This window comes from Pseudarthrobacter cremeus, assembly GCF_051857465.1.
Lineage (GTDB): Bacteria > Actinomycetota > Actinomycetes > Actinomycetales > Micrococcaceae > Arthrobacter.
Genome location: NZ_JBPZHC010000013.1, coordinates 59,585 through 85,381, shown reverse-complemented (window position 1 = coordinate 85,381; position 25,797 = coordinate 59,585). Strand labels below are relative to the sequence as shown.

The window sequence follows — 25,797 nt, the reverse complement described above, 5'->3', positions numbered from 1 at the left end:
CCATTATCTCCCGCGTCGAACGAGGCATCATCCGCAACGACGAACTCGCAACAAGCTACCGGACATGGCTCGAGGAGCAAGCGACTCAAGAAATGAATTGACAACCATAGGAGCATCACTGGGAAGTCCCGAAAACATGCGGAATCCTAGCCAGTCCGAAGGCTGTTAGGCCCAGTACGAGACGAAAAGTGTGGACATTGTCCACACCCCCTTTCGGGGCGCTGGAGGACTACCGTGGCACCAGATGCCTGGAAATCTCGGCGGCAGCGTTCGGCAGGTCGATAGTGCCCGCGGCGACTCCGACGACGAGGTCGAAGCCTTCATCCGTGGTGAAGTCATGCCCGTAACCGTTGATCCACAGCAGCAGCACCATGAGCGTCCACGCCGTCCGTTTGTTGCCATCAATGAGTGGATGGAACCGGGCGACCGACTCCAACAAGGCTGCCGCCTTCACCGCGAGTTCCGGATAGGCTTCCGCGCCCATGACAGTCGTAGCCGGCCTGGCCAATGCCGAGGCCAACAACCCAACATCACGGATATGGAAGCCGTACCGATCAACTACCTGAAGTGCATCCTCAATGTCCAGGTAAGCTGTCACGCGTCTTCAAGGCGCTTCAGCAGATCAGCGTCATGACTCATAACAAAATCAAGACCTGCGCTGATTTCACGCCGGCGCGCGTGGCGCTGCAGAACCAACTCTGCGCCCTGCAACAGAAGCGCGGACTTGGACGTATGTTCCTCGGCAGCCAACTTCTCCAGCCGCCGATCGAGGTCTTCAGGGACACGGAGATTCATAGCCATGCCTTCATGGTACCAAACCGGTACCCGCCCTTGACTGGGCTGCACGCCTCGCTAATTGGACCAGACTCACCCCAGGGTCTCGGTGTCTTGGAAGCTCTGCTGTTATTCAAGACGCTACGCTGCTGAACCCAGAAGTGTGTTTACTTCCGGCTTCGCTCTAATCCCCTCGAGCCGACGCCCGCTCACCTGTCTCATAACCAAGGATGAGTAATAGATTTTGGCTACAAAGTTATGAGACACAGTGACGAGAATCGCCCTTGCCATCGCGCGTACAAGATTCCGTAGAAAATAAGCGACCGTGAAGGTCAGACGTTGCCTCGAAAAAGTTGGAATCGCTCACGGCACCATTGTCCCTGTCGCCGACAAACAGTCTGACGCGACGAAGACTGAGCCAACATCAACTAATACCCTTGGCGCCGCGTTGGCTGGAGTTCTCGTAGTGGTCCGCGGTCCAGTAGCCGTCGAAGAAGCTCCGATCGTTGCGCCGGTGCATGCGCGTGTCTATAAGGGGCGAGGCGAGAATCGATTCGCACAGCGGCGTGCGCGTCCACCACGATCGTGCCGAGGTGGGCAAGAATCTCGATCTGCGCCGTCGACCGCCCAAGGAGCAAGGGAGCCATCTGGCTCAGGACGCGCTGGGCGTCTTCCTCGGGCACGCCGAAGTGGACTCCGCCTTCCACGTTGGCGTAGTACTTCACCACCTCGCGAACGGACAGGGGCCGCCCTTGGGCCAGCCCTACTCTCGCGCCGATAAAGTGCTTCAGCTTGGGCAGCACGGGGTCCGCTGGCCCGCCGACGAGCTCCGGTCCGCCGAGCCGGAGAAGATACGGCAGATCCGCGTCGTAGTGACGGTCGTCAGGAGCGCTCCACTGCCTGATGCGGAAGTCTGTTGATACATCTGGGCGAGCGGCCCGAACAGTGTTGAGGAGAGGACGGGCGTCGATGAGGAGCTTGCGCAGAAGCGGCGCGATCCCGAGCAGCTCGTAGCGGCCCCGCGCGCCCGGATCCTGGCTTCGTCGTCGCACATCGGCGACCGTCTCGACGAAGAGCCATTCGGCGAGCATCGTCTCAGGGCCTATCTCCGGTGCCATCGGATCTAGTCCGGGTCAGGCTGTCCAGTTAGTCTTCGTCCGCGGCCCGGCGGAGTTCGTCCTCGCAGTACCCGAACATGTAGTCCTCATCCTCGCCGTTTGAGCGCCAGATGTCTGCCGCCTGGTAGACGTCGAGCGGCTCGCCTTCCTCGTCGTCCTCATTCTCATGGGGGTCAAACTGGCTGAGCATGACCTCTGAGGAGTCATGGTCGTTACCGATGGTGCAGCGGCAGGGTGCGTAGGAGCGCCGCTCGTCGTCACCCTCGGTGGCCATGGAAATTTCGGTTAGGCGTTGGTGCTTGGTTCCGGTGGTCATCGTTGCTCCCCCATTGATCGTGGCGCGGGCCTCGTTGCCCGGCTCCGTCGTGTTATTCGGGATCGCGGCGGCGGCCAAACCTTCAGGGACGGTAACCAGGTCTACCGCCTCCTCACACATGGGTAGCATGACGCACCCCTGGCCGGAGCGCCGATAGCGCCCCGCCCCGTCCCCACGCGCCGCCGTTAGGCGGTGCGGTGTGGCCGGCGATAGCCGCAGTGCCCGTCAGGTGGTCTGAATGACTGTCCCAGGTGACCGCCGGAATGCCGGGCTTCGACCTGGACACCACGCCCGCTCGGCGGCGCCGTCGGTAACGGCGGCCGCACCAAACTCCCACCCCGGCTGCGCGTCGAATACTGTTTCCTCAGCCATTCGAGGTCTGGCTTTCGTTGAGCAGTGAGTCGCTCTCGAACTCAGGCCTGTGGCAGTGCATACTGCAGGGATGACGTCGAGGTCAGCTGATAGCGACCAAGGGAACACGGATAGGCAGGCAGGCACCGCACCGCAGGACAAACGACGAACCCTGCGTGTGGATGTGGCCTGGCTCGGCGCAGCCGGGGTGGCACTTTATGTTTTCCTGCGCATTCCATTCGCCATCTTTTACGAGCAGCTCGGAACCTCCCCTGAGGAAGTTGGCCTGGGATACGCCCAGCTCCTCGCCCAGTCTTCAGTACTCGTTGCCCTCGTCGCAGCGGCCGCCAGCGGTCTTACCTTCAACCTGATCTTCGGCGCCTTCCCCACCGCTTTTCTCACCATCGGAACCAGCTACCGTAAATGGAACGGGGGCGGCCGCGAGGTTCTCGCACAGATGACCGATGCGGAGTTCAACGAGTATCTGGCGGCGGCACATGCCGCCAATACCTTGCGCTTATTCGGCCGCAAACTGATGGCGGGCGCATTGAGGCGCCAGACACGGCTTCGTGAGCTGGACCGAAAGGGTGTCCTGGACAAGAAGGAAACCAAGGAGAGCCGGGGGCTCTATCACGGCGTCTCCACGATCATTAGCCGCCCTCTACTCGGCTTCATCTACGAGGCCAACGAGAAGCGATACCAGCTTCTCGCACTGTTCCTGCTCTGGTCCTTTGCCATCATGGCGTTCATACTGCCCCTGCTCGCGGACCATCAGGCACGCATAGTCAAAGACTGCGGAACCGCGGACAGCATCGCGGGTATGAGCTACGGCGGCACCAAGGTTGAACTGCTCGACAGCACAACGCTCAACCCCCGGTTTGAAGAAAGAAGCCTCCTGCTGCTCGGCGGTGACTCGAGCAAGTACGTTCTGTTTGACTGCACGGATGACACCACGCTCAGGCTGCCGGCATCCAACTATGTAGTCATCCACAAAGGCCAGTAGTACAAGCTCAGCCAGCCCCCGTCGCATTCATCCATCGACGGACCATGTGCATCCCGTTACCTTTTTCGTAGCCCGAGTTCTGTTGCAGGATGAGGGTGTGCTGGCCTGCTGGCCCCGGCATGATTGCCGCCCCCAGTCGTCAATGATCCGGGGGTGTTGTCACCGGGGTCCAGTAGATGCCGGAGAGACCGCTAATAGAGGCAGGACAGTGTGGGATCGTCGTGCCTAACGTGGATGCCGGGCTCTGACACCGCGGACAGTCCAGCACAAGTATCAACTGCTGCGACTGGGAGGTACAGGTGATCGGAAACCACCAAAGCATTAATGTCTTTATCGGCCTGGACGTCGGCAAGGGCGAGCACCACGCCGTTGCCGTGGACCGGGCCAGGAAGAAGCTCTTCGACAAGGCCTTGCCCAACGACGAGGTCAGGCTGCGCGAGATCCTTGACTCTTTGAACAAGCACGGCAGCATCCTGCTCGTCGTTGACCAGCCCGCGACGATCGGTGCGTTACCGGTCGCGGTTGCCCAGGCCGCCGGTGTCACCGTCGGATACCTGCCCGGCCTGGCCATGCGCCGGATCGCGGACCTGCACCCCGGCGAGGCGAAAACCGACGCCCGGGACTCGTTCATCATCGCCGAAGCGGCCCGGACCATGCCCCACACCCTGCGCTCCATCCAGATCGCCGACGAACAGCTCGCGGAACTGACCATGCTCTGCGGTTTCGATGATGACCTGGCCAAACAGGCCACCGCGACGTCGAACCGGATCCGTGGCCTGCTGACCCAGATCCACCCGGCATCGGAGCGTGTCCTTGGCCCGCGTCTGGACCACCCGGCCGTGCTGGATCTACTGAGGACCCGGCCGACCCCCGAAGCCCTCCGCCATGCCGGCCTGCGCAGGATCTGGAACCGGCTCAAGAAGCTCGCACCCCGGATGGGTGAACGCCTCGCCGGCGAGATCATCGCCGCCTTGGACCAGCAAACAGTGACCGTGGTCGGAACGAATGCTGCGACGATCGTGCTGCCGCAGCTCGCCCGGATGCTCGCGGACATCCGCGAATCACGCGACACCGTTTTCACCCAGGTTGAAGCCCTCGTGGAGGCCCACCCTCTTCACCCGGTCCTGACGTCACTCCCGGCGGTCGGCGTCAGGACCGCAGCACGGATCCTCACCGAGATAGTCGGCAAAGACTTCGCCTCCGCAGGTCTCCTACGCGGGCCTGGCACCGGTGACCTGGCGATCCGGGACGTCCATCCGCGGCGACCACCCATCGCGGAAAGGAAACAAGATCCTCAAGAGAGCCCTGTTCCTCTCAGCCTTCGCTGCGTTGAAAGATCCTTTGTCGAGGGCCTACTACGACCGGAAACGTGCCCAAGGCAAACGACACAACCAAGCCCTCATCGCCCTCGCCCGCCGCCGCTGCGACACGCTCTTCGCCATGCTCAGAGACGGCACCTTCTACGAACCACGAACACCCTCAGCCGCTTGACGAAAACCATAGAGGCACCCCCCCAATTCATGAGGACCCAATGTCCCAGAAACTGGAATCCGCAACGGGCCGGGAAGCCGGTGTCGTGCTAAACGCGGGACCTACCACGGATGAAGTGGAAGATCAGGACGACGACGGCAACAACCAAGAGCAGGTGAATGAACCCGCCGCCGATGCTGCCAAGCAGGCCCAGAAGCCAAAGAACAGCGAGAATGATGGCTATCCAAAGCAACATAATTTTCTCCTTTGTTTGTCTGCAGATGGAAATTTCTGATCCAAGAAGAAGCGATCCCCTCCCAACGGAACGCCCCACAAGAAATACTAAGCGTACTGTCAAATTTCGCCACCAGGCCCAGTTGTACTGCCCGGGGAGTTCGCTAAGGCCACGGGGAGGTGACGGCGCGAGATTTCCGGGAGGACGGGCGGCCTCCCATGGTCGGCACTGAAGACGTCATCGTCGGCGCCGTGCAAACTCTGTCACGGCGTAAGCTCCGGCCAGCGCAACCATGCCGCCCAACCATCCGGCCGCCAGGACGAGCAGGCTCAACCGCTCATTGCGCAGTGCCCGTGGCACTGACTCTGACGGCTGCGGCAGGCATGCCGTCGGCCCCCCATGAAACAGAGGACTAATCATGGCAGGTTTGGCTTCGAAGTCCGACAATGCCTACGAAGGCAAGAACGTAGAAGATTTGGCAAGAGCACCCGCCGACGCACTCCATCGCCTCTCGGACGCGACTCGGAAAAGCTCCAATCCGCACCGGAATCAAGAGCGTCAAGGACTTAGGTACGCACAAATTCCTTCTCTGGGCGAGCGGTGGCCAAGCTCGTCGAGTAGGCATCCAGTCCCCGGCCATGCATGCGCGTTGGCACTGACTCCCCTAAGGGTGCCAAATCGGTACCAGAGGTGCACCACTTTGAATCGCCCCATGCAAGCACGTCAGCGTCGAAAAACACACCCGGGCACCGCTAACTGAGGCTAACTGGGACTGGGAGCCCTCATCCTCTGACCGTCACGACGCCTTCCTTGCCCGCTGCCGGTTCACACTGGAGGACGCGTGCGCCCATGCGCGGTCCCTCGCTGACCTCCAGATGCCCAACGGCGCCAAGTACGTGGAAAGGCACGACAGCCGCGACGCAGCCCGGATCGCGGCAGGGCAGTAGCGCCGGCCACGTCGTCACGTGCGCCCCATGACTGACGCGGAGAGGCCCGCGCTGGACCTTCACACCCGCGAGGTGACGCACTGCGGATACCGTGGTGAGTCCCTGAGCCTCGCGGGTTGCTTTCTCTCGCATTCACAGGTCATTCCCAGCCACCAGGTCTTTAATGCCCATAGGGATGGGAATCCGGAGCACTCAGCCGGCGCACCACAATCGTTCACGGCCAATCGAGGAGACGACACGTTGTCACGCAGGAAAAACATCATTCTGGCAGCCTCTGCCTCAGCATTGGCACTGAGCCTCGGCCTGGGAGCCGCGGCCATGGCCTCGGCAACCACTACCCCAACGCCCGGTACGGTGACCGGCACCCACGACGTGAAAGACGGCCATGGCAAACCCGGCGGCCAGATGGCTGCTACCCTCGCCGCCAAACTCGGTGTCGACGAAGCGAAGGTGACCGAAGCGCTAAAGGCCCTCCGGGACGCCAACAAAGCGGACCACTTGGCCAAAGAAGCTGCGGTAGCCAAGTCCCTGGCCGCCTCACTCGGCATCGACGAAGCGAAGGTCACCGCGGCCATCGATGAACTGCGCTCCACTCACAAGGCCACAGATCGCGCCGCAGCGATGAAGACCAGGCTGGACAAAGCGGTCGCCGCTGGGAAACTGACTCAGGCGGAGGCTGAAGCCGTGACCAAGGCAGTCGAAAGCGGCGTGCTGGGCGGACGCAAGCACTAACGCACACGCTCAATTCTCGAAAACTCCACGCGGCCAAAAGGCTCCGGGGAGTATTTCATTTGCGGTGACATGCACGGCCCACTCCGCACACATGAAATTTCATGAGTGACCGGCCGATCTGAACCGTCCCGGGAATCATGCCGCCTGTTTGTTGGCGGCGTCTCCCGCTGCACGGCCGGGGACGATATTCCGCCCCCGGCCTATCACCTAATCCTTGCCGGTGAGGTTTGCCGATAACTTTGACATTGGCGTGGTCCGGCGACAGCTCCGCCGTATCCAGTCCCCCCGCTGCGTTGCGGCACTGTCTAGCTCATAGGATCAGGCCCGGCCCTATGTGGCGGAACACGAGCTACAGCCCTCCATGGTCCGTCACCATGACCGGATGTTTGAAGGAGCCAGCGAGGCTTCCCACGATAGGGAGCGTAGTTGTCCCTACCCAGTTGCCTTTCGGGCCGATGGCGCGGAGGAAGACGCTGCTAACCTGCAGGAACTGCTGCTCCCCAACCCCGGGTGGTGGGCAGGCGGGTAAGGGCGGCAGTAACCCCTTATGCGGAGGATTACTTCGTGGGCGCACCGTCTGTAGCGTCCTGGTCCGAAGCGGACCGGCGGTTGCCCTCTTCAACGGCGAGTTCATACCAAGTCTCGGTACCGGGCGCCGGTGAGGGTGTATCGAGTGTTCTGTAGAGGGCATCGGTGAGGCTGCGGAGCTTCTTCGGCGCTCAGGGCGCGGAGAATCTCTTCCGGCTCGCGTGGATCGTTCAGGATCTGCGAGATTCTGGACGTCATCGCGCTGGACCCCATTCGGTGGTGCCGCCTCCTGTGTTGCTCAGGGTGGTTTCCATACCTCGCGTTCGAATGGAAAGGTGGACCACGTTTTGCCGCCGAGTCTAGGACGATGCGGGAACCGCCACAATCTTTGGAGCTGGCCCTGCAATCAGGGACACGATGGGAAGCGTGCTGTCTATCCGGGCCGGCGCGCTGCTGGTTGGTTACAGGCGCGCTGCTTGTTGGTTAGATGGGAGTTCGCGGCATTCGTCGGCCGCACGGCGTCGCTGCCCTCTCGCCTGCGCCTGACTTGCACTGGATGCAGCGATTGCAGACGAAAATCGCGGGGAGCAGCGCCAGGCCGCCGATACCCTCTCCCAACGACACGCCAAGCGCGAGATTCTTCGGCACTCCATCGAGCGTGGCGGCCGCCAGCAGTGCCAGACCAGCCGCACCCCGGGTGGACGCCGCCGAGGGTGTACGCCCGGTCGCGGCGGCGTCGGTGTCGAGCTTGGGACTGCCCCGGTTTTTATCCGCGGGAACCGGTCCGGAACCGCCCTGGGCCAAGCGGTCGAGCAGTGCTCTCAACACCGCCCACATCCTGGAAGTGGCTGGATGACAGCGCACACCCCGGGAACTCGGGTATGCATGTTTTTGATGATGACCAACCACGAGGTGCGGCCCGCCCGGGCTGCAAGGCACCAGATCGGTCATTCCGGCAAGGACCAACCGATGAACCATCGAATTGGCGAAGCTCCGGTCACATAGCGGGTGACCGAAGCTTCGATTCATTATGCATCACTGAACCTTGGAATTCACTGGGAAGCTCTCAAGACGTACTCGCCGGCAACCAGCCTCCCCTGCGCAAGCACAATCATGCAGCCAAGCTCCCGGAGCCAGTGAGATCCACCGGGTGCTGCCTCCCCCGCGATGTGCCATGATTCCTCAATGGCGTTCTTCCTCGAATACATAGCCCCCAACAACATCATCGGTCAATCCGCGGTCGAGGGCACCACCACCGATGAAGCGCTCCGTAGAGCCGCCCTGGCTCTTCTCGGAATGGATTGCGAAGCAGCGGTTCTGCGGTACGCCACCGAACTGAGGGGAACGCGGGGCGAAGGCGCGGTTGTCGCTCACTACACACGTGCTCGCGGCTGGGAAACCCCCAAAACGTCACTTTAGTTTAGACATCGGGCTGCCGCAGCGCCCGAAGGGCACGAACCGGACCCATTAGCCGGCGAGGAACGGGCAGGCCGGTCGATTCAATGGACGGAGTGAGTTGCTGCCCTGAAACGGCTTTCCGTTCCTTTTGGCCCCAAACATTTGCGGTGTCAGCTGCCTGCCGCGCTGCTTCGCTGGTGATAGGTTTCCTGCGTGTAGGCCGGGAACTCAGGGTGAGGGTCAGCAAAAGCCGGGTGCCAGAGTGCCGGCGACCCCCCAGTCATAAGACCCCCGCCAGGCCTTGTTCCAGGGCGGTCAGTGCCGCTGGGAGGCTCTGGCGGGGGCAGACGAGCAGGAATTCATCACCTATATCCTCCATCGGTGTGCCGTGCATGTCCAGTTGGAGACCGGGCCGACAACGAGGTCGTTACAGCTATTTTGATCGCTGCGGTCCTCCTGGTCCCACAGTCCATGATCCGGGGGCCGCAAGAGCGTTCACGGCGGGATAGTGGGGCTGCCTGCCTTGAGCCCTGTTCGAAAATGCGGTCGGCCACTACGGACGACGAAAGGTGTCTTCTAAAGAGTTGACATGGAGCGGACACGCCCTCCTGCGCGCGCCTCTGGACATGGGCTGCAGACCGGCCGCAACGGAAGGTAGGTCACTTCGATCGCCGCTTGGCTGCGACACAAAACTGACCGATGTCATTCGTCAGTCTGGCATCTGTACGGCGAAGTCAGCTCCGCTGCCTGAGCGCAGGCCACGCCCTGCTCCTGGCTGCTGAACGTTTCTCGTTGCCACAGCCCTTGGCCTACACTGATACGATTGCCGCCACCCGCTCTGGCTACGTCTGTGCGATCAACGATTATCTTCGCTGCCAGGCCCGGGCTCGGCCCATTCCAGGGCAGCCATTAGGTAACCCTCGTCGGGGAGGGCTTGTTGTTCGGCTTCGGGGAGCTTGTCATAGGTGTAGGCTGCGACGGCCATCGGGGGCGCAGAACGGCCAAGGCTGTACCGGACACTGCGGTCATTCTTCGTTCCCCAGATCAGGATGCCGATGGTTTCGTCGTGGCGGTCACGGCGGAGCACATCATCGATGAGGGCGACGTAGAAATTGAGCTTGCCAGCATGTTTGCTCCGCAAAGAATTGGTGTGTCGCCGGGCTCCCCCGGTGCGGATCCTTGCGGCCACGCCAAAACGGCGGCCTCCGCCGATGAGTGACTGCTTTGGGTCGGCGACTCGGACGGGAACCATCACATCAACGGCCCCTCGACATTCTCCCCGGACCCTTGACGGAAGTTCGATGACCTGCCTCTGGCACCTGAAGCCCACGGGCCAGCGAAAGCTCCCCTGCAAATCGAGGGACACCGGTAGGAGCAGAGCACATATACGGCCCGTTCCCGTCGGGAGCACATGCAGAAAAGGAAACCCGGTACCTCCGACGCAGTTCGCAATGGGCGCTGGGCAGGAGCGAACGACAGGTCGCAGGCTACTAGGACGTTCCGGATGCGCGGAGATGCCGTGGCCTTGGTGCCGGGTCGCTGTGAATTGTCCCGACGTAGGCCCTTGGCCCCTATGGCCGGGGATCCTCTCAGCGAAGACTCGTAGCGGACAAACCCTGAGCGCACCGAATGAGGAGGTAATCCGGTCCGTAAACCGACCCGCGCCGCCGTCACCGCACGACGGCAGCCGACAAACCGTGTGTGGACATTGGACGGATTCTGAGAGGACGAGTAAATGAGTGAACTTGTAGAGAGGCTGGCCGAAGCCCTCAACACCCACGATCTGGAAGCTGCAGCGGCGCTTTTCCACGACGACTACCGCAGCGAGCAACCTGCCCATCCTGGCCGGACCTTTGTCGGACGTGCGCAGATGCACGCCAACTGGCAGGCCATGTTCGCAGGCATTCCCGACTTCCACGCGGAGCTGATCCGCTCCGTGGATGACGGCAACACGACATGGAGCGAATGGTCCTGGTCAGGGACCCGCGCCGACGGCCGGGATTTTCAGGTCCGTGGAGTGACGCTCTTTGACATGACGAACGGCAAAATCACTGCCGGCCGGCTCTACCTGGAGGACGTCGAGCGAGAAGCCATCAGCATCGACCAGGCGGTAGAGGGTTTGTCAGGTCAGCGACCCGACACCCCAGGCAAGACACCGTAAACCGACATTCTCCGGCCTTCAGACGCACTCACCACTACCGACCTGCAACCAACGGAGCGTCATGAGGGTCCTGCTAGCGTTGCGGCCATGACGACTCATCAGATCACCCTGGGTGCGATCAATCTGGAGTCCCAGGATCCAGCCATGCTTGCTGAATTTTGGGCGTCCGTGACCGGCGCCTTGCCCTCACCCGCCGCTGACAGCGTCTACCTGCCACCTGCCGGCCCCGGAGGGTTCGCAATGTTCTTCCAACCCATGACCGGTCCCCGGCCCGGGCACCAAGCGTTCCACCTGGACCTGACCGTCCCGTGGGGATCCCGACAGACCGAGGTCCAACGACTCCTCAGCCTCGGGGCCACCTATCAGTGGGATGCCCTGGACGAAGTCCCGCACGTGCGGTGGACGACCCTTGCTGATCCGGAGGGCAATCTGTTCTGCGTGGCCGAACACCCACCTGCAGACCAACAGGTCGTTTAACCTGGCCCCCGTCAAGCATGGATTGCGCGCGAAGTCCAACACCGCTGAACTACAGAACGCCCGGATTCACACTGGCGAGCCCGGCGTCTCGGCGGACCTAGTCGTCGGCAACACCTGATCCGCCTTTGTGCGCATCGTTGTGGTTTCCTGGGCCCCGCCTGCCGAAGCTGTCAGCTCGGACGCGGACCTGCGGATGGCCTCTTCAACCGCGAGTTCGTACCAGGTCTCGGTTCCGGGCGCCGGTGATGGTGTATCGAGGGTCCTGTAGAGGGCATCGGTGAGGCTGCGGAGTTCCTGGGCGCTGAGAGCGCGGAGAATCTCTTCCGGGTCGCGTGGATCGTTCAAGACCTGCGAGATCCTCGACGTCATCGCGCCGGAGTCCAGTGGGTGGTGCCGCATCCGGTGCTGCTCAAAAGTGGGCTCCATCCGCTGGGTTCGAGGTGGATCGTCTTGCCACGTGTTGCCGCTGAGTCTATGTCGCCGCGGGAACCCCCACAATCCTCGTGGCCGGCCCGGCTATCAGGGACACGAAGGGAAGTGTGCTGTCTATCCGTGCCGGCGGGGTGATGGTTGGTTAGATGGGAGTCCGCGGCATTCGTCGGCGGAGCGGGGCTGGGGGTGCCCCGCTAAACATTCGAGAAAGGGAACCGATGCGTGGATGGGTCAGGAATCACGGCCTTCTGATAGCGAATGTGGTGCTTTTTCTGGTCTTTTACGGCGGGATGATCCTGTCCGGGGCCGCGTCGTACAGTGAGGACCAACTCGCCCACGGCCAGGAGGCGGTCACTGTCTTCCAGTATCTGGGAACGGGCGCCTTCGCGGAGGCCACGTTTGAGAACTGGGAATCCGAGTTCCTTCAGATGGGGATGTACGTCGTGCTGACGGCCTACCTTTTCCAGAAAGGGTCCTCAGAATCCAAACCGGTCGGTAAGGATGCGCCACAGGCCCAGGACCCCCGGACGGCGAAGCAGGGCCCCGGCACACCCTGGCCGGTCCGCCGGGGCGGCTGGGTACTGAAAGTATACGAGCACTCCCTCTCGGGCCTGTTCTTCATCCTGTTCCTCGGATCCATGGCCGGGCACGCACTGGGTGGGGCCGCCGAATACAGCGAAGAACAACTCGCCCACGGCCAGCAGCCCGTCACGGTCCTGGAGTACCTGGGAACCGCGCAGTTCTGGTTCGAGTCCTTCCAGAACTGGCAAAGCGAATTCCTCGCCGTCGCGGTGATCGTGGGCGCGTCCGTGTACCTGCGGGAGATTCGTTCGGCGGAATCCAAGCCCGTCGCCGAACCCCACTATGCAACCGGGACCTGAATCGGAACCACCGGCATCGCAGCAGCAACAGAGATAATCAAAGCGATGCAGGAACGGGATCTCCGGCTACCAGCCACACTGGCTTAGCCCCGCCGCCTGCGATGTCCTGACCGTGGAGCCAGACTAGCAAGGGGTGTGACTTTCGGCGATAAATGACGGCTTTTTCACGGCGCTATTTGGCGCTTGGTGCAGCCCGTATGGGGACCCCTTACCGGGCGCTCGCCGCAACTGTGAAAAGCGGTCGCCCGCGGGCCGGACAACTCCAGGTCGCAGCTAATTAACGCCGGTACGATCGATGCGCTGCATGCACGTCGCGCTAGCCGATGCCGGGGGCAATAGTTCCTGTGTTTCGACCCGGAGCATGAGTCGGCCCAGTCATTTGGAGGGACCTTCGACTCTGTGATGCCTTGTCCGCGGGAGCGATGCTGGCACAGGAGGCCTTGGGAGGCGGTGCAGTACGGGGAGTATCGCCGGAGATATGGGGGCCGGAGCGGGCGCAGGTGCATGCCGGATATGCGGACGAAGGGATCCCCTCATGAGCGCGATACCGGCGCAACCGCCCAAACGGGGCGCTGAGGGTGCAGTCGTCCCTGGGCTGCTCATCGACCAGTTCTTGCCGCGACACGACCCCTCCATCGCGCAGGCAGACGTCTTCCGGGCATCCCCTGCCGAGTGCTTCGAGGCGGCCCGCGAGATGGACCTTTTCCAGGCACCGCTGACCCGGGCCCTGCTCGGCCTCCGGGCACTGCCACAGCGTCTGGCAGGGGCAGTGAAGGGACGCGGAAGGAAGGATACCGGGTGCCGCGGTTTCCCGGGGTACGTTCCGGCTCCAGGACATGGTCGGTCTGGGCTGGATCCTCCTCGGTGAGACCCCGGGTAGGGATATGGTCCTGGGGCAGGTGAGCCGGGCCTGGAAGTCGGTCGCGGCCTCCGCAGATGCACCGACCACCGCTGAGCAGTTCGCCGGCTTCAGCCAGCCGGGTTATGCCAAGATCGCCGCAAGCCTGAGGATCGATCCCTACGGGACCGGCTCCTCGATCCTGACGGTTGAGACGCGTGTCGTCATCACGAACGAGAAGAGCCGCCGCCAGTTCCGCCGCTACTGTTCGCTCGTCGGCCCCTTTAGCTCCCTGATCCGTCGAATGGCGCTGCACCAGCTCACCGATGAACTCAGCCAATCCGCTACCGCCCGACGAGACGACGGTGGAGCAGGATCGCGAGACCCACGGGGCCGTGCAGAGGCACCCCGGCACTGAGAGCAGAGAACCGCATGACGACGATCAAAGGCTCCATCCTCATCCGACGCCCAGTCGAGGAAGTCTTCGACTTCGTCGCCGACGAGCGCAACGAGCCCGCCTACAACCCACAGTTGCGAAGTGTCGAGAAGACCACTCCCGGACCGATCGGTGCCGGCACCCTATGGCACGTCGTCGCGACCTCGGGGAAGCGGAGCACGCCCTTCGCGCTTGAGGTCACCAAGTACACGCGGCCCAGCCGCCTCGAATCCATGACCCGCATGGCCACCGCGGACATCAACGGAGCCCTCACCTTTGTTCCCGACGCCAGCGGAACACGGATGAGCTGGTCCTGGGACCTCGGGCTCAAGGGAATGCTGAAACTTGCCACCCCGCCGTTCGCTGCGGTGGGGCGAAGGCAGGAGCAGCGGATCTGGTCCAGCCTCAAATGAAGGAGACCCTTCCTAGTAAGCACCGGCTTGGACAGGCCACAGTGGCCTCCCTAGTCGCCGCGGCAGCCATCGTCCTGGCCTCGACCGTCGGGCTGGCAGATGCTGGCAGGTATGCCCAGTCGCAGTCCGTTATAACCCCACAAGGCGCGGACGCGGCGAACCTCATCGCCGTGCTGTTTGTGCTGGCGGCCCTTTGGCTGGCCCGCCGTGGCTCGCTGACAGCACTGATGCTATGGCCGGGGGGCTTGCTCTATCTGGCCTACGCATACATCCCGTATCTGGTCGGCACGCCGTTCACGCCTCTCCTCTTCGACGACGTAGTGGCCTTCCTCGCGGCCGCCTATGCCCTAGCGTCTCTGGTGACAGGCATCGACGGCACCGCCATTCGCGACAGGTTCGTGCACCGGCCAGGGCAGTGGGAGCGATCCTGACGGTTATCGGTGTGCTCTCCTATGCCGGGCTCGTCGCAACGGCAATTGGTGCCTTCGGCAGCAGCGCGACTGAGGCTGGCTGGCGCGGACACTAAGTCGCCGACCGGATCTTGGGCACCCGGTGTTGATCGTGGGCGGGATCCTGCTGTGGGCCAGGCGCCCCTTTGGCTACACGGCAGCCCCCGGCCTGCTCATGGTCTCCGCACTCGGCGGTGTGGTCTTCGCTGTCGCGGCCGCCTTCGACAACCTCTCCGGGGGCATCCAGACCGACCTCTCGGTAGTCGTCGTCCACCTGGTCATCAGCGCAGCCAGCCTCGCAGTCTTGGCATGGTTTATCAGCGCCCCGCACCGCGCTGCGGCCAAAATTCGAAAGCCCCGCCTGCGCCCAAGTGCGCCGTCGGGAGCAACCTGACCGGTCTCTCACCGACAGGTCGCTGTCTTCCGCACGTCGGTCGCAATTTGCGGTGGCTCCTTGCGGCGCGTTCACCCTGACCTGTCGATCTGCGCAGTCAACGTAGTAAGATCGGGCCACCAAGCCTGGGGGTGCGGAAATGACAGAGAAGCCTGGTTCGCCGCGGGTACGCGATGTTCTCGGAGTCGTCCTGGTGGTTCAGGTGGTGTTCGCCGTGGTGGCGGCCGCCATCGTGATCCTAGATCCGGAGGGCATTCTGGATGAGCCAAGGGACCGGTTGCTGGCCGGTCTGCTCGTTCTGGCCCCCATCGCCATGGCCATCGTCCTGGCCGTGCGCTTCCGGAAGCGCCACCGGGCAGAGGGCCGAAGCGCGCGCGCCACTGCCCAGCTGATGGACACCGTCCTGGCCACCAGTCAGGAATGGGTGTGGGCGGTTGATGACCAGGGCCGCTTTACGTTTTCGAGCCCTGCCAGTGAGGCCCTCCTGGGATGGAAGCCGAATGAGCTGCTCGGCCAGCGGTGCGACCTGGTCATCGACGGCCACGACCTGATGCGCGCCAAAGACGATGTGGCCGCAGTCTCCGAAGGGTCGGATTGGGCGGGGGTCGTCGTGCGGTGCCGGCACCGGGACGGCCGTTCCGTCTGGATGAACGTCTCGGGCACCGTCCGCCCGGCCACGAAGGACCGGCCCGCCGGCTTTGAAGGAACAAGCCGGATGCTCCCGCCGTTGACAGCCCGTGAGGCGATCGACTCCCTCAACCGGGAGCAACTCCAGCTGATGCTCGATCAGGACATGCTCCTGACTGCCTTCCAGCCCATCCGCAGCCTCGCCACAGGAGAACTCCTCGGCGCCGAAGCCCTGACCCGCTTCGTGGACGAAGGCTCCGCCGGCACCGAATTCTGGTTCAAAGAAGCTGCCATCGTCGGCCTCATGGGCGAACTCGAATTCGCCGCCCTTGAGAAGGCCTTGGAGACCGCGCAGGATCTCCCGCCGGACATCTATGTGGCGTTGAACCTTTCCCCGGAAACGTGCCTGGACCCGCGCCTTGCCGGGCTTCTTGAGCGTTCCGGTCTGCCGCCGAAAAGGATCGTCCTTGAACTGACGGAACGCCTTGAAGTCTTCGAGTACGGTCCCCTGCTTTCGGCACTGGCGCCGCTGCGGGCCCAGGGACTGCGCATCGCGGTCGACGACGCCGGGTCCGGGTTCGCGTCCATGCGCCACGTCCTCCATGTCCGGCCGGACATCATCAAGCTGGACCGCAGCCTGATCGCCGGGATCGACGATGACCAGGGCCAGTATGCCCTCGGCGCCGCCATGGTGGAGTTCGCCCGCCAGATCGGCGCGACACTGACCGCCGAAGGCATCGAAACCCCTGAGGAGCTCGCCGCCGTGGCCGGGCTCGGCATGACGGCCGGGCAGGGATACCTCATCGGCCGCCCCTCGATCGAACCTAAAGACTGGGCCGTCTGGTCTGAAACCCTGCGCCTCGGACCCGACAAGACCTAGACGCTTCGTGACCTGAGACCGGACTACCTGCTGCCTTGAGCGGGAGTTTCCGCGTCAGGCCAGGAGAAACTCACACCAGAGCGGGAAGTGGTCCGAGATCCGCCAGGACACTTCACTACGGGTGAGTCCGCGGTAGACGTGCGGGATGAAATCGAAGGTCCCTGCTCGCTGGCCGTAGGTCAGGCCCTGCAGCAGGGATGTGCCGTCCGGTTTCGAGAACCAGGCCAGCTGGTCGTAGAAATGCTTAGTCTTGTCGTCGTCGAATATTGTCCGCGGGACCGCGTCCAGTTCGGTCGGCGGCCACAGCCCCGTGGAGATGAACGCTTCGTAGAGCGGGTCCCCGATCCGGTCCAGATTGAAGTCCCCCAGGACCATGAGGTTGGAGTTCCAGTCGTTGGGGCGCACCGCCCAGTCATACATCCACTGGGCGAACGCGGTGATCTCCGGCAGCCGCTTCGCAGCTTTCTTGCCCCAAAGGATGTGGACGGACGCGAGGGTGAATTCCACGCCTGCCCGTGTAAAGCTGGCGGTGTACAGTGTGCGCGCAAAAAGGCGTTCCGGGTCATCCCCGATCGGGGGCAGCACGATCTCCCTGACCAGGCCCGAGGGCTGGACCGTGGTGCTGTCGTACAGAAAGGCGAGGCGTTCGCCGTTGCCGGCGGATCCTTCGGTGACGTCGGAGATGATGACCTGCCAGTGCAGGCCAAGGGCCACCAAGAGCCGGTTCAGGGCCACGTGGTGGCGCCGGGATTCCTGGACAGCAACCACGTCGAATCGGGAAATCACGGAAACCAGGCAGGCGATGGCGTGCCAGTCCCGCTTAGGTGAGTCCTTGGGCCCGGCCAGCCACTTGGCGGTCAGGTCCCCCAGGGCACGGATGTTCCAGGTCCCGACCGGAAGGTTCGAGCCAGTCCTGGCGGGATGGCGCCATCAAGGGCTGCCCGCAATCGGTCCAGGTCTTCGGTTACTGCCGCCGGCGGCTGCTCTGTCGTTTCGTAGGGTCCTCGTGTCGCCTAGAGCAGTTCCGAATCGGTGACCAGCTGTATGCGGCCTTCTTCGAGCCGGTACGCGACGCCGATCACGGCGGTGGAGGAATCATGCACGGCGGCGGCGATTACCGGGGAGCTTTCCAGTAGCCGCTCCGCTGTGAGCCTGGCATGGTCAACGACCATATCGTTGATCTCTGTCCTGCCATCCCGTAGCGATGCAAGCACCGACGGAGTGATGCGTTCAACCAGGTCACGAATGAAGCGCTGGGGCATCTCCCCGGTTTCCAGCGCTTCCTTGGTGGCAGTAACGGCCCCGCAATTGTCGTGGCCGAGGACGACGATGAGCGGAACCTTGAGCACCGAGACGCTGAACTCCAGCGATCCGAGTACGGCGTCATCGAGCACATGCCCGGCGGTGCGGACTACGAAGGCGTCACCGAGTCCGAGGTCAAAGATGATCTCTGCGGCGAGCCGGGAATCCGAGCAGCCAAAGATGACTGCGAAGGGGTTCTGTGTGTTCACCAGCTCGCTTCGCCTCACGGCACCCTGATTCGGGTGCTGGGACTCCTCAGCGACGAAACGGGCGTTGCCATCAAGCAGGCGCTGCCATGCTTGGGCCGGGCTGATGCTGTTGGTCACCCTGCTTACTTTACGGTAGCGACCATATGCGCAAGCGGACTTGAAAATCAGATAGTACGCATGCTTACCATGGACCCAGGCCGTTACGATCGGCTGCCGAACAACCAAAGGAGAAACACCATGGGACTAGGCGACAAGATTGGGAACGCTGCCGAGAAGGCCGGCGGCAAGGGCAAGGAAGCCGCGGGCAACGCCACAGGCGATGACAGCCTGCGGGCTGAAGGCCAGACCGACCAGGCCAAAGGCGACGTAAAGCAGGCCGGCGAAAAGGTCAAGGACGCCCTCAAGGACTAACGCGTTTTACGAAAAGGGTGCGCTCAGCGAACGGGGCGCACCCTTTCCGCGTCTTGGTGCGGAGTTGCTCCCGTGATTAGCGGCCCTCCGTCCTAGGCTTTCGCCATGCACCCCTTAGCGGCGATCGGCCTGGTGCTACTCGCTGCTCTTGCCTGGACGGTCACCGTACTGACCTTGCTGATTGTCCTGACCAAAGCCCGGCGCAGGCCTCCGGCTACAGTCGGGCAGGCACTCCACGCGGATGCCCAAACGGGCGATGACGAGGCAGCGTAGAGCCCTGGCCGCAGCTCGGCTGCAGGGCTGCATATTTAGGAACGCTGGCAGCTACCTGGGCAGAGTGAAAAGGCTCAGGGAATCGGCTGGATGCACCGGAGCCTCGACGCGGACGCTCTCCAGCTCGGCTATGTCCACGAGCCGCCGGCTCCCGGTGAGCACGTCCATGATCCAAAACAGTTCATGATTAGGGGCGATCTCTGTCACCTCACCGCGGTGGACAAGGGTTCCCTCGTACGCTCGCGTCCGATGAATTGTTAATGGCTGCCGTGATTCGTCGCCTGTTCTCGCATTACCGGGGGCAGGGACAGGCCAGTGTTTATGGCCGTCGGACCTCAATGTCGCGGTGGTTCTCCTCGACCCAGTCGGCCATCCGGTTGCCCCGCAATGCTATGAAATTCAGCGAGGCTTCCTGAACCCTGATGTACTCGTCCTTCGTGACCGGGACGCCGGTGCGCGTGAAGACCGTGTCCTCATCCTCATCGACGAAGAAAGCGGTCTTCCCCTCCGGTGTCACGAGATCCTGGAAGTGGAAGAACTCCACAAACTTCTCGAACGTGCAGAAGAGTTCGAAGAAGTCCCCATAGTTCGTGGTGACGTCGGCGAGGGCGCTGCCTGGCTCCTTGGCGTAGTGGCGCCGGATGCATTCCAGGGTCAGGTCCATCCGGTCCGCAATAGATTTTCGCAATCCCCTGGCGGTGTTGAGGGTGGGCAGGTGTATTCCCCTGACGGGCCAGATCATGGCGCTGCCGATCGTGTACGGCGGGTTGAGATAGCGGCGCTTCTGCTCATCACTCAACTCGGCCTTAGCCTGGGCCAAGGCATTGGGCTTCCCCCACCTGGTGTAAGAGTTCGTGATGGCGTCACTGCCGAACGTGATCGATTTGTCGGGCGTCTGCTCGAACATCAGGTAGTTTTTCCGACGCACCTTGGGAACTTCCGAGACGGTCAGTTTAAACAGCTGCCCCTCGCATAGCTCCTTCGTCCAGAGCAGCTGATGGTCAGCCTTGAGCCGCGGACTATTGGAGTCCGCGTCCGTTCCCGGAGGCGTGGTGTCGAGCAGGTAGTCGAAGGCAATGTCGAAGACGCGCATGCAAGGAAGTCTATGTGCCCGCCCATTGCGAACCGCGGAACCTGCAGCTGAAACAACCGCGGTCACGCAAGCACTTGGATGTTTATCTTCGGCGGCGCGTCCGAAAATGAGACCGTCCTGCCCGTGGTTTAGCCGAAGCTGTTTGCTGCCGGGTCCACGCAAATTGTTAATCTTCAGGTGGACAGCAGCTGCCACCGATTGTTAATGTCCAGCCCTGAAATCCCGCAAACAGTGGGCGCGATTGTTAATGTCCAGCCCTGAAATCCCGCAAACAGTGGGCGCGATTGTTAATGTCCAAGCGAACTGGACACCTAGCTCATGACACGCCTGATCAGTGCAGCTGCATCCTGGACGGCGTCATGGGCCATGGTCAGCGGCTCAGGATCGCCGGCTACCGTCAGCCCGGTGATGTCCCATAGGCCAAAGCTGGCCCAGCGGGGCTCGTAGAAGGACCACCAGGAGAGGCCTGCGTAGTCTCCGGTTTCGTACATGGACCGTGCCCACTGCTGGGTGGAGGCCCGGTCCCGGGAGACAACGCTGCTGGGGCGCAGTGACCATACCTGCAGCGCCTCCGGGTCGTCCAGGTCCAGGATTGGCGGATCCCCTTCGTACTTCACCAGCGCCTTCCGGGTGCCGTGCGGTGTCCCCGGCGGCGGGGCCAGGATGTCGGAGGTCCATACCGGGTACCTACCGAAGGCTTCGGCTACCGCTCCTTCAGCGGAGTCACCGACGTAGAGCACGGTGTATTCGCGGTCCGGGTCGTCCATCCTGCCGGCTCCCTGCCGCGGCCAGATGTAGAGCGGGTGCCCGTTCTCTGCCGGGGTTGAGGCGCCGGGGTGCCAGTTGAGTACGCGCCAGAACTCCACCTAGGCGAAAGCTCCCTGCTCGAAGGCACGGATCGCCTCGATCACCGGGGCGGCCCCTTCGAGCCGGTACACGTCGATCGGACGCGCACCCAGATGCGGGTCCTGGCCCTCCAGCCACAGCCTGGCCTGGGCCGGGGTGAACGCACTGTGCAGGTGGCCCACCAGGGCGTCCAGGTCCGCGAGCTGCGCCCGGTTTTCTTCGTTCGGCGCGTCCTGACCGGACACCCACCGGCCTGGCCTGTCCTTATTGACACCGAGCAGGGCCGCCACGGCGTTGTTGCCGAGCGCATTCACCAGCCGCTGTGTGACGGCCCGCGGGCCGTAGTCCGGTGCATCTTTCAGGCCGGCCAGGTTGACGGTGACCGTCTTGGCCGGGGCCTTGCCGCGCCGGACGGCACGGCGGGGCGCAATCTTGAAGTCCTTGGGGAGAAGGATGACGCCGTTACGCATCTTGACGGGAGTCTCCCGGCCGCCGCCTTTCAGGATCACGGTCTGCTCCGCGGCTTGCCGCTGCTTTTCCATAGCCCAACACTATCTGTTGGGCGCTTTGCACGGAAGGTCCCTCCTGCACGGTCACCACTCGGAGGGCCACCTACAAGGCCGGGATCGCGGGGGAGGAATCTGCCCAGGATGTTGGGGCCGGGCCCCGATCCTCCTGAGCCCCCTCTGCTGGCTCGTGATGTCCTATCAAGGATCCTTTCAGAGGTTTCAGGAACATAATTGAAAGTGAGCTGGGGCTACACATTCTCGGAAAGGAGCAGTCATGATCCAGGCCCTGCTGTGCAGGCTCAATATCGGGCACCACTGGCTGGCAGAAACTGATTCCGATGGCGGGTTCCGCCGACGCTGTACTAGGTGCGGGAGGTACGACCAGAGCGCCAAATGGTCCGGGCACCTGTCGGACCGCGACCGCCCGGGCAATAAATGGGGTCCGGTTCCTGATTAACAGGCACGCCGCAATACTGGCCGAGGTTCTTGTGCAGCGGCTGCACGTTCGGCACCCGTGACGAAATAGGCCACCACCCCGCTGGCCAACCCGTCTGACTCCGGGGAACCCCTGAACTCGCCCCGTCTGCCGGTCGGACACAAGGCATGGCCGCCCACCGCACCCAGACCGGCAAATTCATTCAGGAAGGGCGGATGCTTCCTCACCGCGAGGGCCCGTCGTAAAATTGAGGGGCTGGGCGACGGCGCCGCTGCAGGTCTGGCCGGATCCGGTGCCGTTGGCGGCCCTGAACCTGGAACCTCGTCGCGAGCGGATGCGGCAGTGAGCATGAGCACAAAGAATCACGTTTGGAAGCGGGCGGCCCTCGGCCTGGTCCTCATTATCCCTGGCTGTACCTATCCCACCGATGGGCCCGCACCGGCATCAAGCTCACCCAGCCCTTTCGCTTCCATCGAAAATCAGGTCCAGCTGTTCATGGATCAGGGCGCGGTGGCCGCCGTTGTACAGGTCCGTTGGCCCGAGGGTGAGTGGTCCAGGGCCTACGGCGTACGCGATCTTGAGTCCAGGACCCCGGCTCAGCCCACGGACCGGGTGGAGGTCGCAAGTGTCACCAAAACGATGACAGCCGTCGCGGTGCTGAAGCTTGTTGACGACCACCTGATCGGCCTCGGGGACCCCGTCAACGACGTCATACCCGGGTTTGTGACCATGCTCAAACCTCCAGGTCCGATAACGGTGAGGCAGTTGCTCAGCCACACTTCCGGGATGCCCGAGGTCAACGATGCCCTGCCCCGAGATGTCGACTTCCGCCCGGCGTTCTCCCGCACGCTCACGATGGAGCGTGGCCTGCAAGTGGCAGGGACCCTTCCCTGGCCCGCGGCCAGCGTCGGGTCTTTCAAGTACTCGAATACGAATTACCTCGCGCTCGGCCTCCTGATACAGGAACTGCGGCACAAGCCTTTCATCCAAGTCATGCAGGAGGAAGTCTTCGAACCGCTCGGGTTGAAGAACACGAGCCTGAAACCCGTAGACCTGAACGAGCCGGGACTTTTGCATGGCTACGCAACTATCCGCGGTGAACGGGTCGACGTCACAGACAACACCGCTGCGGCCGGCAACCCGGCCGGAGGGGCGGTATCCACCGTAGGAGACCTGAATCTCTTCATGGCTGCCCTCTTCACTGGTCAAGCGGTTTCGGCGGCGTCACTGAAGGAAATGAAGACTCGCCACGGTTTCGCTCCCTATGGACTGGGCGTGTGGGAGCATGCGGACGGATGCTCGAAAGAGTCGAGACACGAGGGCCTGGGCTCGCTCTGGGGTTATCAGACTGCAGCCGTAAGCAGTGCTGACGGGCGGTACCAGGCGGCGATGACTGTCACAATGCCGCCACTCCCCACCGAGTTCGAGGACCCTTCCGGCCAGAGCAAGCGTGAACTCGTGAACGGCCAGATCGAGTCAACCCTCAATGAGACCCTCGACCGACTCTGCGGCCCCGAGAGGCCGTCAACGCCCCACTGATGCCGCCGTCGGTGGCCATCCGAAGCCTTAGTACAGCCCTCTACCCAGGGAGCATAAAGAAGCTCTTCGGGTCGTCGGCGCCCAGCAGGTCGTGGCGGAAGGCGATGGCGTCAATCGGCCGGGTGTCCACGAACAGGACCGCACCGCCCGTGAGTGGACCACCGTGTACCGGGTAAGGTCTTCCACCCAGGAATGGATCCCGGTGAACGCTGCGACGTCGAACCCGTCACCGAGCAGGCCCCGATCCTCGAGCAGGTCGTAGACAACATTCCAGGCGAGATCCATCAATTCGTGGATCGCCGCCTCAACCGTTGGAGCCGTCATAAATCCACGGTGCTCCCGGGCACTGACAGTCCTGTGGAACTGGCGGGCGTGTCCTCAGGATGGGCTGCGGTGATGCATTTTGCGATGCACCGGGACCTGCATGTTCGGAATCTTGAACTTTTCAGCTGGATCCAAAATTGTTCGGAATATTGAACAAATGGCGGACTGGGCAATATGATCGATATATGGAACATGAAGGGCCGACCCCGTTTTACCGGGCAGTGGATGCTCCGTCATTGGGGCGGGCCATCAGTGATGCCCGGAAGGAAGCGGGCCTGACCCAACAGGACCTGGCCGAACAGCTCAAAGTGACCCGCGGAACCGTGGTCCGATTGGAGCGCGGCGAGGCTGTATCCCTTGTCGTCGCCATGCAGGCGATCAGGATTCTCGGCCGCGACGTCGCCCTGGTGCCCCGGTTCTCAAAGCTCCAGGTCCGCCCATGACCAGCAAGATCCTCGATGTCTTCCTCCACGGCCGGCGGATCGGCGAACTGAAAGGCAGCGGGCTCAAACTGTCCTTCCAGTACGATCGGGAAACCCTGTCCGAGTACGGCGCGGGGTCCATCCTGCTGTCCCTTTCGCTGCCTGTGACCCGGAACAGGATCGAGGGCCCGGAGGTCTACGATTTCTTTGACGGGCTCCTCCCGGAAGGGCAGGTGCGCTCCCACATCGCGAAGGACAACCGCCTGTCCACCCCGGATGCGTTCGGCCTGCTCCGCGTCCTTGGTTCTGATTGTGCCGGCGCCGTCCAAATCCTGCCGCCGGGGGATGCCCCGGAGGTGCCGGGCGCTGCAATACCCATGACGGGGGACGAAGTCACGACGGTGGTGGAGTCGCTCCCTACCTGGGACCTGCCCGATGACTTCCTGGTTACCGCCTCCCTGGGCGGGGTGCAGTCCAAAGTCCTGCTCACCCGGCACGACAACGGCTGGGCATGGCCGGGCCGGGGAGCCGTCTCCACCCACATCATCAAGCCCGAACCCCTGGAATCAACAGTTCCCGACCTCCTCGCCTCAGAGCACTGGGCGCTGACCACGGCTGCGGCCGCGGGCCTGCCCGCCGCGACGGCACACCTGCAGATGTTCGGCACCCGTCAGGCCATCGTCGTGGACCGGTTTGACCGGGCGCCGGACGGAAGCCGGCTGCACCAGGAAGACTTCACCCAGGCCCTGGCTTTGCCGAGTGAGGCGAAGTACGAAGGGACCTCGTCCCCGCCCTCGCGGCTGACCCGCCTGGTCAGGGCCGCCGCTCCCCACACCCGCGATGACGCCGAATTCCGCCGGGACCTGCTCCGGGCCGTCACCTTCAACCTGGCGATCGGCAACGGAGACGCCCACTCCAAAAACTATTCACTCACCCTGCGCGATGGCGGCGAAGTGCTGCTCGCCCCGCTGTACGACATTGCCCCCACCCTGCTGCTCTACGCACCGAGCAACAACGCAGGCCACGCCCTCTCGGGCCAGATCCGGCTGAGCTATATCACCCTGGACCACCTCATCCGGGAAGGATCCGCATGGGGCATGGACGAAGACGACGCGCGGCAGACCGCTGTGTCCGTCCTGGAAGCCATTGCCGCAGCGGCCGCCGAGTCCACGGCCCAGAAACAGCTGGGCTTCCTCCGCGAACTTGTCCCTGCCCGCGTCGACGACCTGCTTCAGGGCGGCACGGCGCGTCGCACACTCTAGCGGGGCCCCTCGGCCTCCGGGCAACTCCTCCAGGTCAGTAAGATTCTGCACGAGTCTTGGCTGAACCCGATCGCTCCCATTTCGGCACCTTGCCCGTGAGTTTCTTCGACGTCAGGTGCCAATGGTGGCAGTGCCCGCAGGGGTAGGCGCGGACCGGGTGCTTGCCTGGCTTCCCGGCAGTGCGGATCGATTCCGAGCGCGCCCGGGCGTGGCTGCTGAGGACACCGTGCGGCCCCGCAGTGCCTTGACGCCGCCAGAGGGGGTGAGGAACATGGGCCGTATCCGCGCAGTGAGTCCCCGTGTTCCCTGCG

At 63.1% G+C, this 25,797-nt stretch carries 29 protein-coding genes and 1 pseudogene; 17 read left to right on the top strand and 13 right to left on the bottom strand.

Annotated features, from left to right (window positions below):
* Positions 1-229: 229 nt before the first annotated feature.
* From ACS5PJ_RS19875 to ACS5PJ_RS19860, 4 genes are all read right to left on the bottom strand, one after another.
* Positions 230-598, bottom strand: a complete 369-nt coding sequence (locus ACS5PJ_RS19875; RefSeq protein ID WP_439436590.1) for a type II toxin-antitoxin system death-on-curing family toxin — start codon at positions 596-598, stop codon at positions 230-232.
* Positions 595-801 (bottom strand): ribbon-helix-helix protein, CopG family, encoded by a 207-nt coding sequence (locus ACS5PJ_RS19870; protein ID WP_229666519.1) that lies wholly within the window; start codon positions 799-801, stop codon positions 595-597. The genes ACS5PJ_RS19875 and ACS5PJ_RS19870 overlap by 4 nt, the downstream gene beginning before the upstream one ends.
* 401 nt (positions 802-1,202) lie before the next feature.
* Positions 1,203-1,892 carry a hypothetical protein gene (locus tag ACS5PJ_RS19865; RefSeq protein WP_439436589.1) on the bottom strand — a complete coding sequence of 230 codons (690 nt, stop codon included), beginning with the start codon at positions 1,890-1,892 and terminating at the stop codon, positions 1,203-1,205.
* A 28-nt stretch (positions 1,893-1,920) separates the two neighbouring features.
* Positions 1,921-2,208, bottom strand: a complete 288-nt coding sequence (locus tag ACS5PJ_RS19860) for a hypothetical protein (protein ID WP_439436588.1) — start codon at positions 2,206-2,208, stop codon at positions 1,921-1,923.
* 442 nt (positions 2,209-2,650) lie between these two features.
* Here ACS5PJ_RS19860 and ACS5PJ_RS19855 point away from each other — a divergent pair, with 442 nt between their 5' ends.
* Entirely contained in the window at positions 2,651-3,562 is a 912-nt protein-coding gene (locus ACS5PJ_RS19855; protein WP_439436587.1) for a hypothetical protein, read from the top strand.
* Between the two features lie 234 nt (positions 3,563-3,796).
* A pseudogene (locus ACS5PJ_RS19850) lies at positions 3,797-5,053 on the top strand (IS110 family RNA-guided transposase).
* Between the two features lie 88 nt (positions 5,054-5,141).
* Here the strand turns inward: ACS5PJ_RS19850 and ACS5PJ_RS19845 are convergent.
* Positions 5,142-5,288, bottom strand: coding sequence for a lmo0937 family membrane protein (locus tag ACS5PJ_RS19845; protein ID WP_439436586.1), 147 nt, complete (start codon positions 5,286-5,288; stop codon positions 5,142-5,144).
* Between the two features lie 1,166 nt (positions 5,289-6,454).
* Here ACS5PJ_RS19845 and ACS5PJ_RS19840 point away from each other — a divergent pair.
* Positions 6,455-6,946 (top strand): hypothetical protein, encoded by a 492-nt coding sequence (locus ACS5PJ_RS19840; RefSeq protein WP_439436585.1) that lies wholly within the window; start codon positions 6,455-6,457, stop codon positions 6,944-6,946.
* 1,710 nt (positions 6,947-8,656) lie between these two features.
* Here the strand turns inward: ACS5PJ_RS19840 and ACS5PJ_RS19835 are convergent.
* Together ACS5PJ_RS19835 and ACS5PJ_RS19830 are read right to left on the bottom strand one after the other, a co-directional pair.
* The gene (locus tag ACS5PJ_RS19835; protein WP_439436584.1) at positions 8,657-8,848 is read right to left on the bottom strand and encodes a hypothetical protein; all 192 of its coding nucleotides are present in this window, start codon (positions 8,846-8,848) and stop codon (positions 8,657-8,659) included.
* Between the two features lie 880 nt (positions 8,849-9,728).
* Positions 9,729-10,013, bottom strand: coding sequence for a PDDEXK nuclease domain-containing protein (locus ACS5PJ_RS19830; protein ID WP_439436583.1), 285 nt, complete (start codon positions 10,011-10,013; stop codon positions 9,729-9,731).
* A 594-nt stretch (positions 10,014-10,607) separates the two neighbouring features.
* Between ACS5PJ_RS19830 and ACS5PJ_RS19825 the strand changes: the two genes are divergently transcribed.
* Both ACS5PJ_RS19825 and ACS5PJ_RS19820 read left to right on the top strand, forming a co-directional pair.
* Entirely contained in the window at positions 10,608-11,033 is a 426-nt protein-coding gene (locus ACS5PJ_RS19825) for a nuclear transport factor 2 family protein (protein ID WP_439436582.1), read from the top strand.
* Positions 11,034-11,120: 87 nt separating this feature from the next.
* The gene (locus ACS5PJ_RS19820) at positions 11,121-11,510 is read left to right on the top strand and encodes a VOC family protein (protein ID WP_439436581.1); all 390 of its coding nucleotides are present in this window, start codon (positions 11,121-11,123) and stop codon (positions 11,508-11,510) included.
* 66 nt (positions 11,511-11,576) lie between these two features.
* Here the strand turns inward: ACS5PJ_RS19820 and ACS5PJ_RS19815 are convergent, their stop codons facing one another.
* A complete protein-coding gene (locus ACS5PJ_RS19815) occupies positions 11,577-11,936 on the bottom strand; it encodes a hypothetical protein (RefSeq protein WP_439436580.1) in 360 nt (119 codons plus the stop codon).
* A gap of 224 nt (positions 11,937-12,160) precedes the next feature.
* Here ACS5PJ_RS19815 and ACS5PJ_RS19810 point away from each other — a divergent pair, with 224 nt between their 5' ends.
* The 6 genes from ACS5PJ_RS19810 (at position 12,161) to ACS5PJ_RS19785 (ending at position 16,860) form a co-directional block, all read left to right on the top strand.
* Positions 12,161-12,823: a DUF6766 family protein gene (locus ACS5PJ_RS19810; RefSeq protein WP_439436579.1), complete on the top strand. Its 663-nt coding sequence runs from the start codon at positions 12,161-12,163 to the stop codon at positions 12,821-12,823.
* An 884-nt stretch (positions 12,824-13,707) separates the two neighbouring features.
* Positions 13,708-14,079, top strand: coding sequence for a hypothetical protein (locus ACS5PJ_RS19805; RefSeq protein WP_439436578.1), 372 nt, complete (start codon positions 13,708-13,710; stop codon positions 14,077-14,079).
* A 14-nt stretch (positions 14,080-14,093) separates the two neighbouring features.
* Complete coding sequence (locus tag ACS5PJ_RS19800) at positions 14,094-14,510, top strand: SRPBCC family protein (RefSeq protein ID WP_439436577.1); 417 nt, start codon at positions 14,094-14,096, stop codon at positions 14,508-14,510.
* Entirely contained in the window at positions 14,507-14,941 is a 435-nt protein-coding gene (locus tag ACS5PJ_RS19795) for a hypothetical protein (RefSeq protein WP_439436576.1), read from the top strand. The genes ACS5PJ_RS19800 and ACS5PJ_RS19795 overlap by 4 nt, the downstream gene beginning before the upstream one ends.
* A gap of 130 nt (positions 14,942-15,071) precedes the next feature.
* Positions 15,072-15,353, top strand: a complete 282-nt coding sequence (locus tag ACS5PJ_RS19790) for a hypothetical protein (protein ID WP_439436575.1) — start codon at positions 15,072-15,074, stop codon at positions 15,351-15,353.
* Between the two features lie 139 nt (positions 15,354-15,492).
* The gene (locus tag ACS5PJ_RS19785; protein WP_439436574.1) at positions 15,493-16,860 is read left to right on the top strand and encodes a sensor domain-containing phosphodiesterase; all 1,368 of its coding nucleotides are present in this window, start codon (positions 15,493-15,495) and stop codon (positions 16,858-16,860) included.
* A gap of 54 nt (positions 16,861-16,914) precedes the next feature.
* Here ACS5PJ_RS19785 and ACS5PJ_RS19780 read toward each other — a convergent pair whose 3' ends face one another.
* Positions 16,915-17,706: an endonuclease/exonuclease/phosphatase family protein gene (locus tag ACS5PJ_RS19780; protein ID WP_439436593.1), complete on the bottom strand. Its 792-nt coding sequence runs from the start codon at positions 17,704-17,706 to the stop codon at positions 16,915-16,917.
* Positions 17,707-17,873: 167 nt separating this feature from the next.
* Entirely contained in the window at positions 17,874-18,488 is a 615-nt protein-coding gene (locus ACS5PJ_RS19775) for a carbonic anhydrase (protein ID WP_439436573.1), read from the bottom strand.
* 120 nt (positions 18,489-18,608) lie between these two features.
* Between ACS5PJ_RS19775 and ACS5PJ_RS19770 the strand changes: the two genes are divergently transcribed.
* Both ACS5PJ_RS19770 and ACS5PJ_RS19765 read left to right on the top strand, forming a co-directional pair.
* Complete coding sequence (locus tag ACS5PJ_RS19770) at positions 18,609-18,782, top strand: CsbD family protein (protein ID WP_439435842.1); 174 nt, start codon at positions 18,609-18,611, stop codon at positions 18,780-18,782.
* A gap of 105 nt (positions 18,783-18,887) precedes the next feature.
* Positions 18,888-19,055 carry a hypothetical protein gene (locus ACS5PJ_RS19765; protein ID WP_439436572.1) on the top strand — a complete coding sequence of 56 codons (168 nt, stop codon included), beginning with the start codon at positions 18,888-18,890 and terminating at the stop codon, positions 19,053-19,055.
* A gap of 319 nt (positions 19,056-19,374) precedes the next feature.
* Here ACS5PJ_RS19765 and ACS5PJ_RS19760 read toward each other — a convergent pair whose 3' ends face one another.
* From ACS5PJ_RS19760 to ACS5PJ_RS19750, 3 genes are all read right to left on the bottom strand, one after another.
* Positions 19,375-20,148, bottom strand: a complete 774-nt coding sequence (locus ACS5PJ_RS19760) for a DUF6994 family protein (RefSeq protein WP_439436571.1) — start codon at positions 20,146-20,148, stop codon at positions 19,375-19,377.
* A gap of 311 nt (positions 20,149-20,459) precedes the next feature.
* A complete protein-coding gene (locus ACS5PJ_RS19755; protein ID WP_439436570.1) occupies positions 20,460-21,014 on the bottom strand; it encodes an RES family NAD+ phosphorylase in 555 nt (184 codons plus the stop codon).
* Positions 21,015-21,536 carry a hypothetical protein gene (locus tag ACS5PJ_RS19750; protein WP_439436569.1) on the bottom strand — a complete coding sequence of 174 codons (522 nt, stop codon included), beginning with the start codon at positions 21,534-21,536 and terminating at the stop codon, positions 21,015-21,017. It lies immediately after the preceding gene.
* A 751-nt stretch (positions 21,537-22,287) separates the two neighbouring features.
* On the opposite strand from ACS5PJ_RS19750, the gene ACS5PJ_RS19745 reads away from it, so the two are divergent.
* From ACS5PJ_RS19745 to ACS5PJ_RS19730, 4 genes are all read left to right on the top strand, one after another.
* Positions 22,288-23,478 (top strand): serine hydrolase domain-containing protein, encoded by a 1,191-nt coding sequence (locus ACS5PJ_RS19745; RefSeq protein WP_439436568.1) that lies wholly within the window; start codon positions 22,288-22,290, stop codon positions 23,476-23,478.
* 192 nt (positions 23,479-23,670) lie between these two features.
* On the top strand, positions 23,671-23,955 hold the full coding sequence (locus tag ACS5PJ_RS19740; protein ID WP_439436567.1) for a hypothetical protein: 285 nt from the start codon (positions 23,671-23,673) through the stop codon (positions 23,953-23,955).
* Between the two features lie 32 nt (positions 23,956-23,987).
* A complete protein-coding gene (locus ACS5PJ_RS19735) occupies positions 23,988-24,245 on the top strand; it encodes a helix-turn-helix transcriptional regulator (RefSeq protein ID WP_439436566.1) in 258 nt (85 codons plus the stop codon).
* Positions 24,242-25,486, top strand: a complete 1,245-nt coding sequence (locus ACS5PJ_RS19730; protein WP_439436565.1) for a type II toxin-antitoxin system HipA family toxin — start codon at positions 24,242-24,244, stop codon at positions 25,484-25,486. The genes ACS5PJ_RS19735 and ACS5PJ_RS19730 overlap by 4 nt, the downstream gene beginning before the upstream one ends.
* The last annotated feature ends 311 nt before the right edge of the window (positions 25,487-25,797 follow it).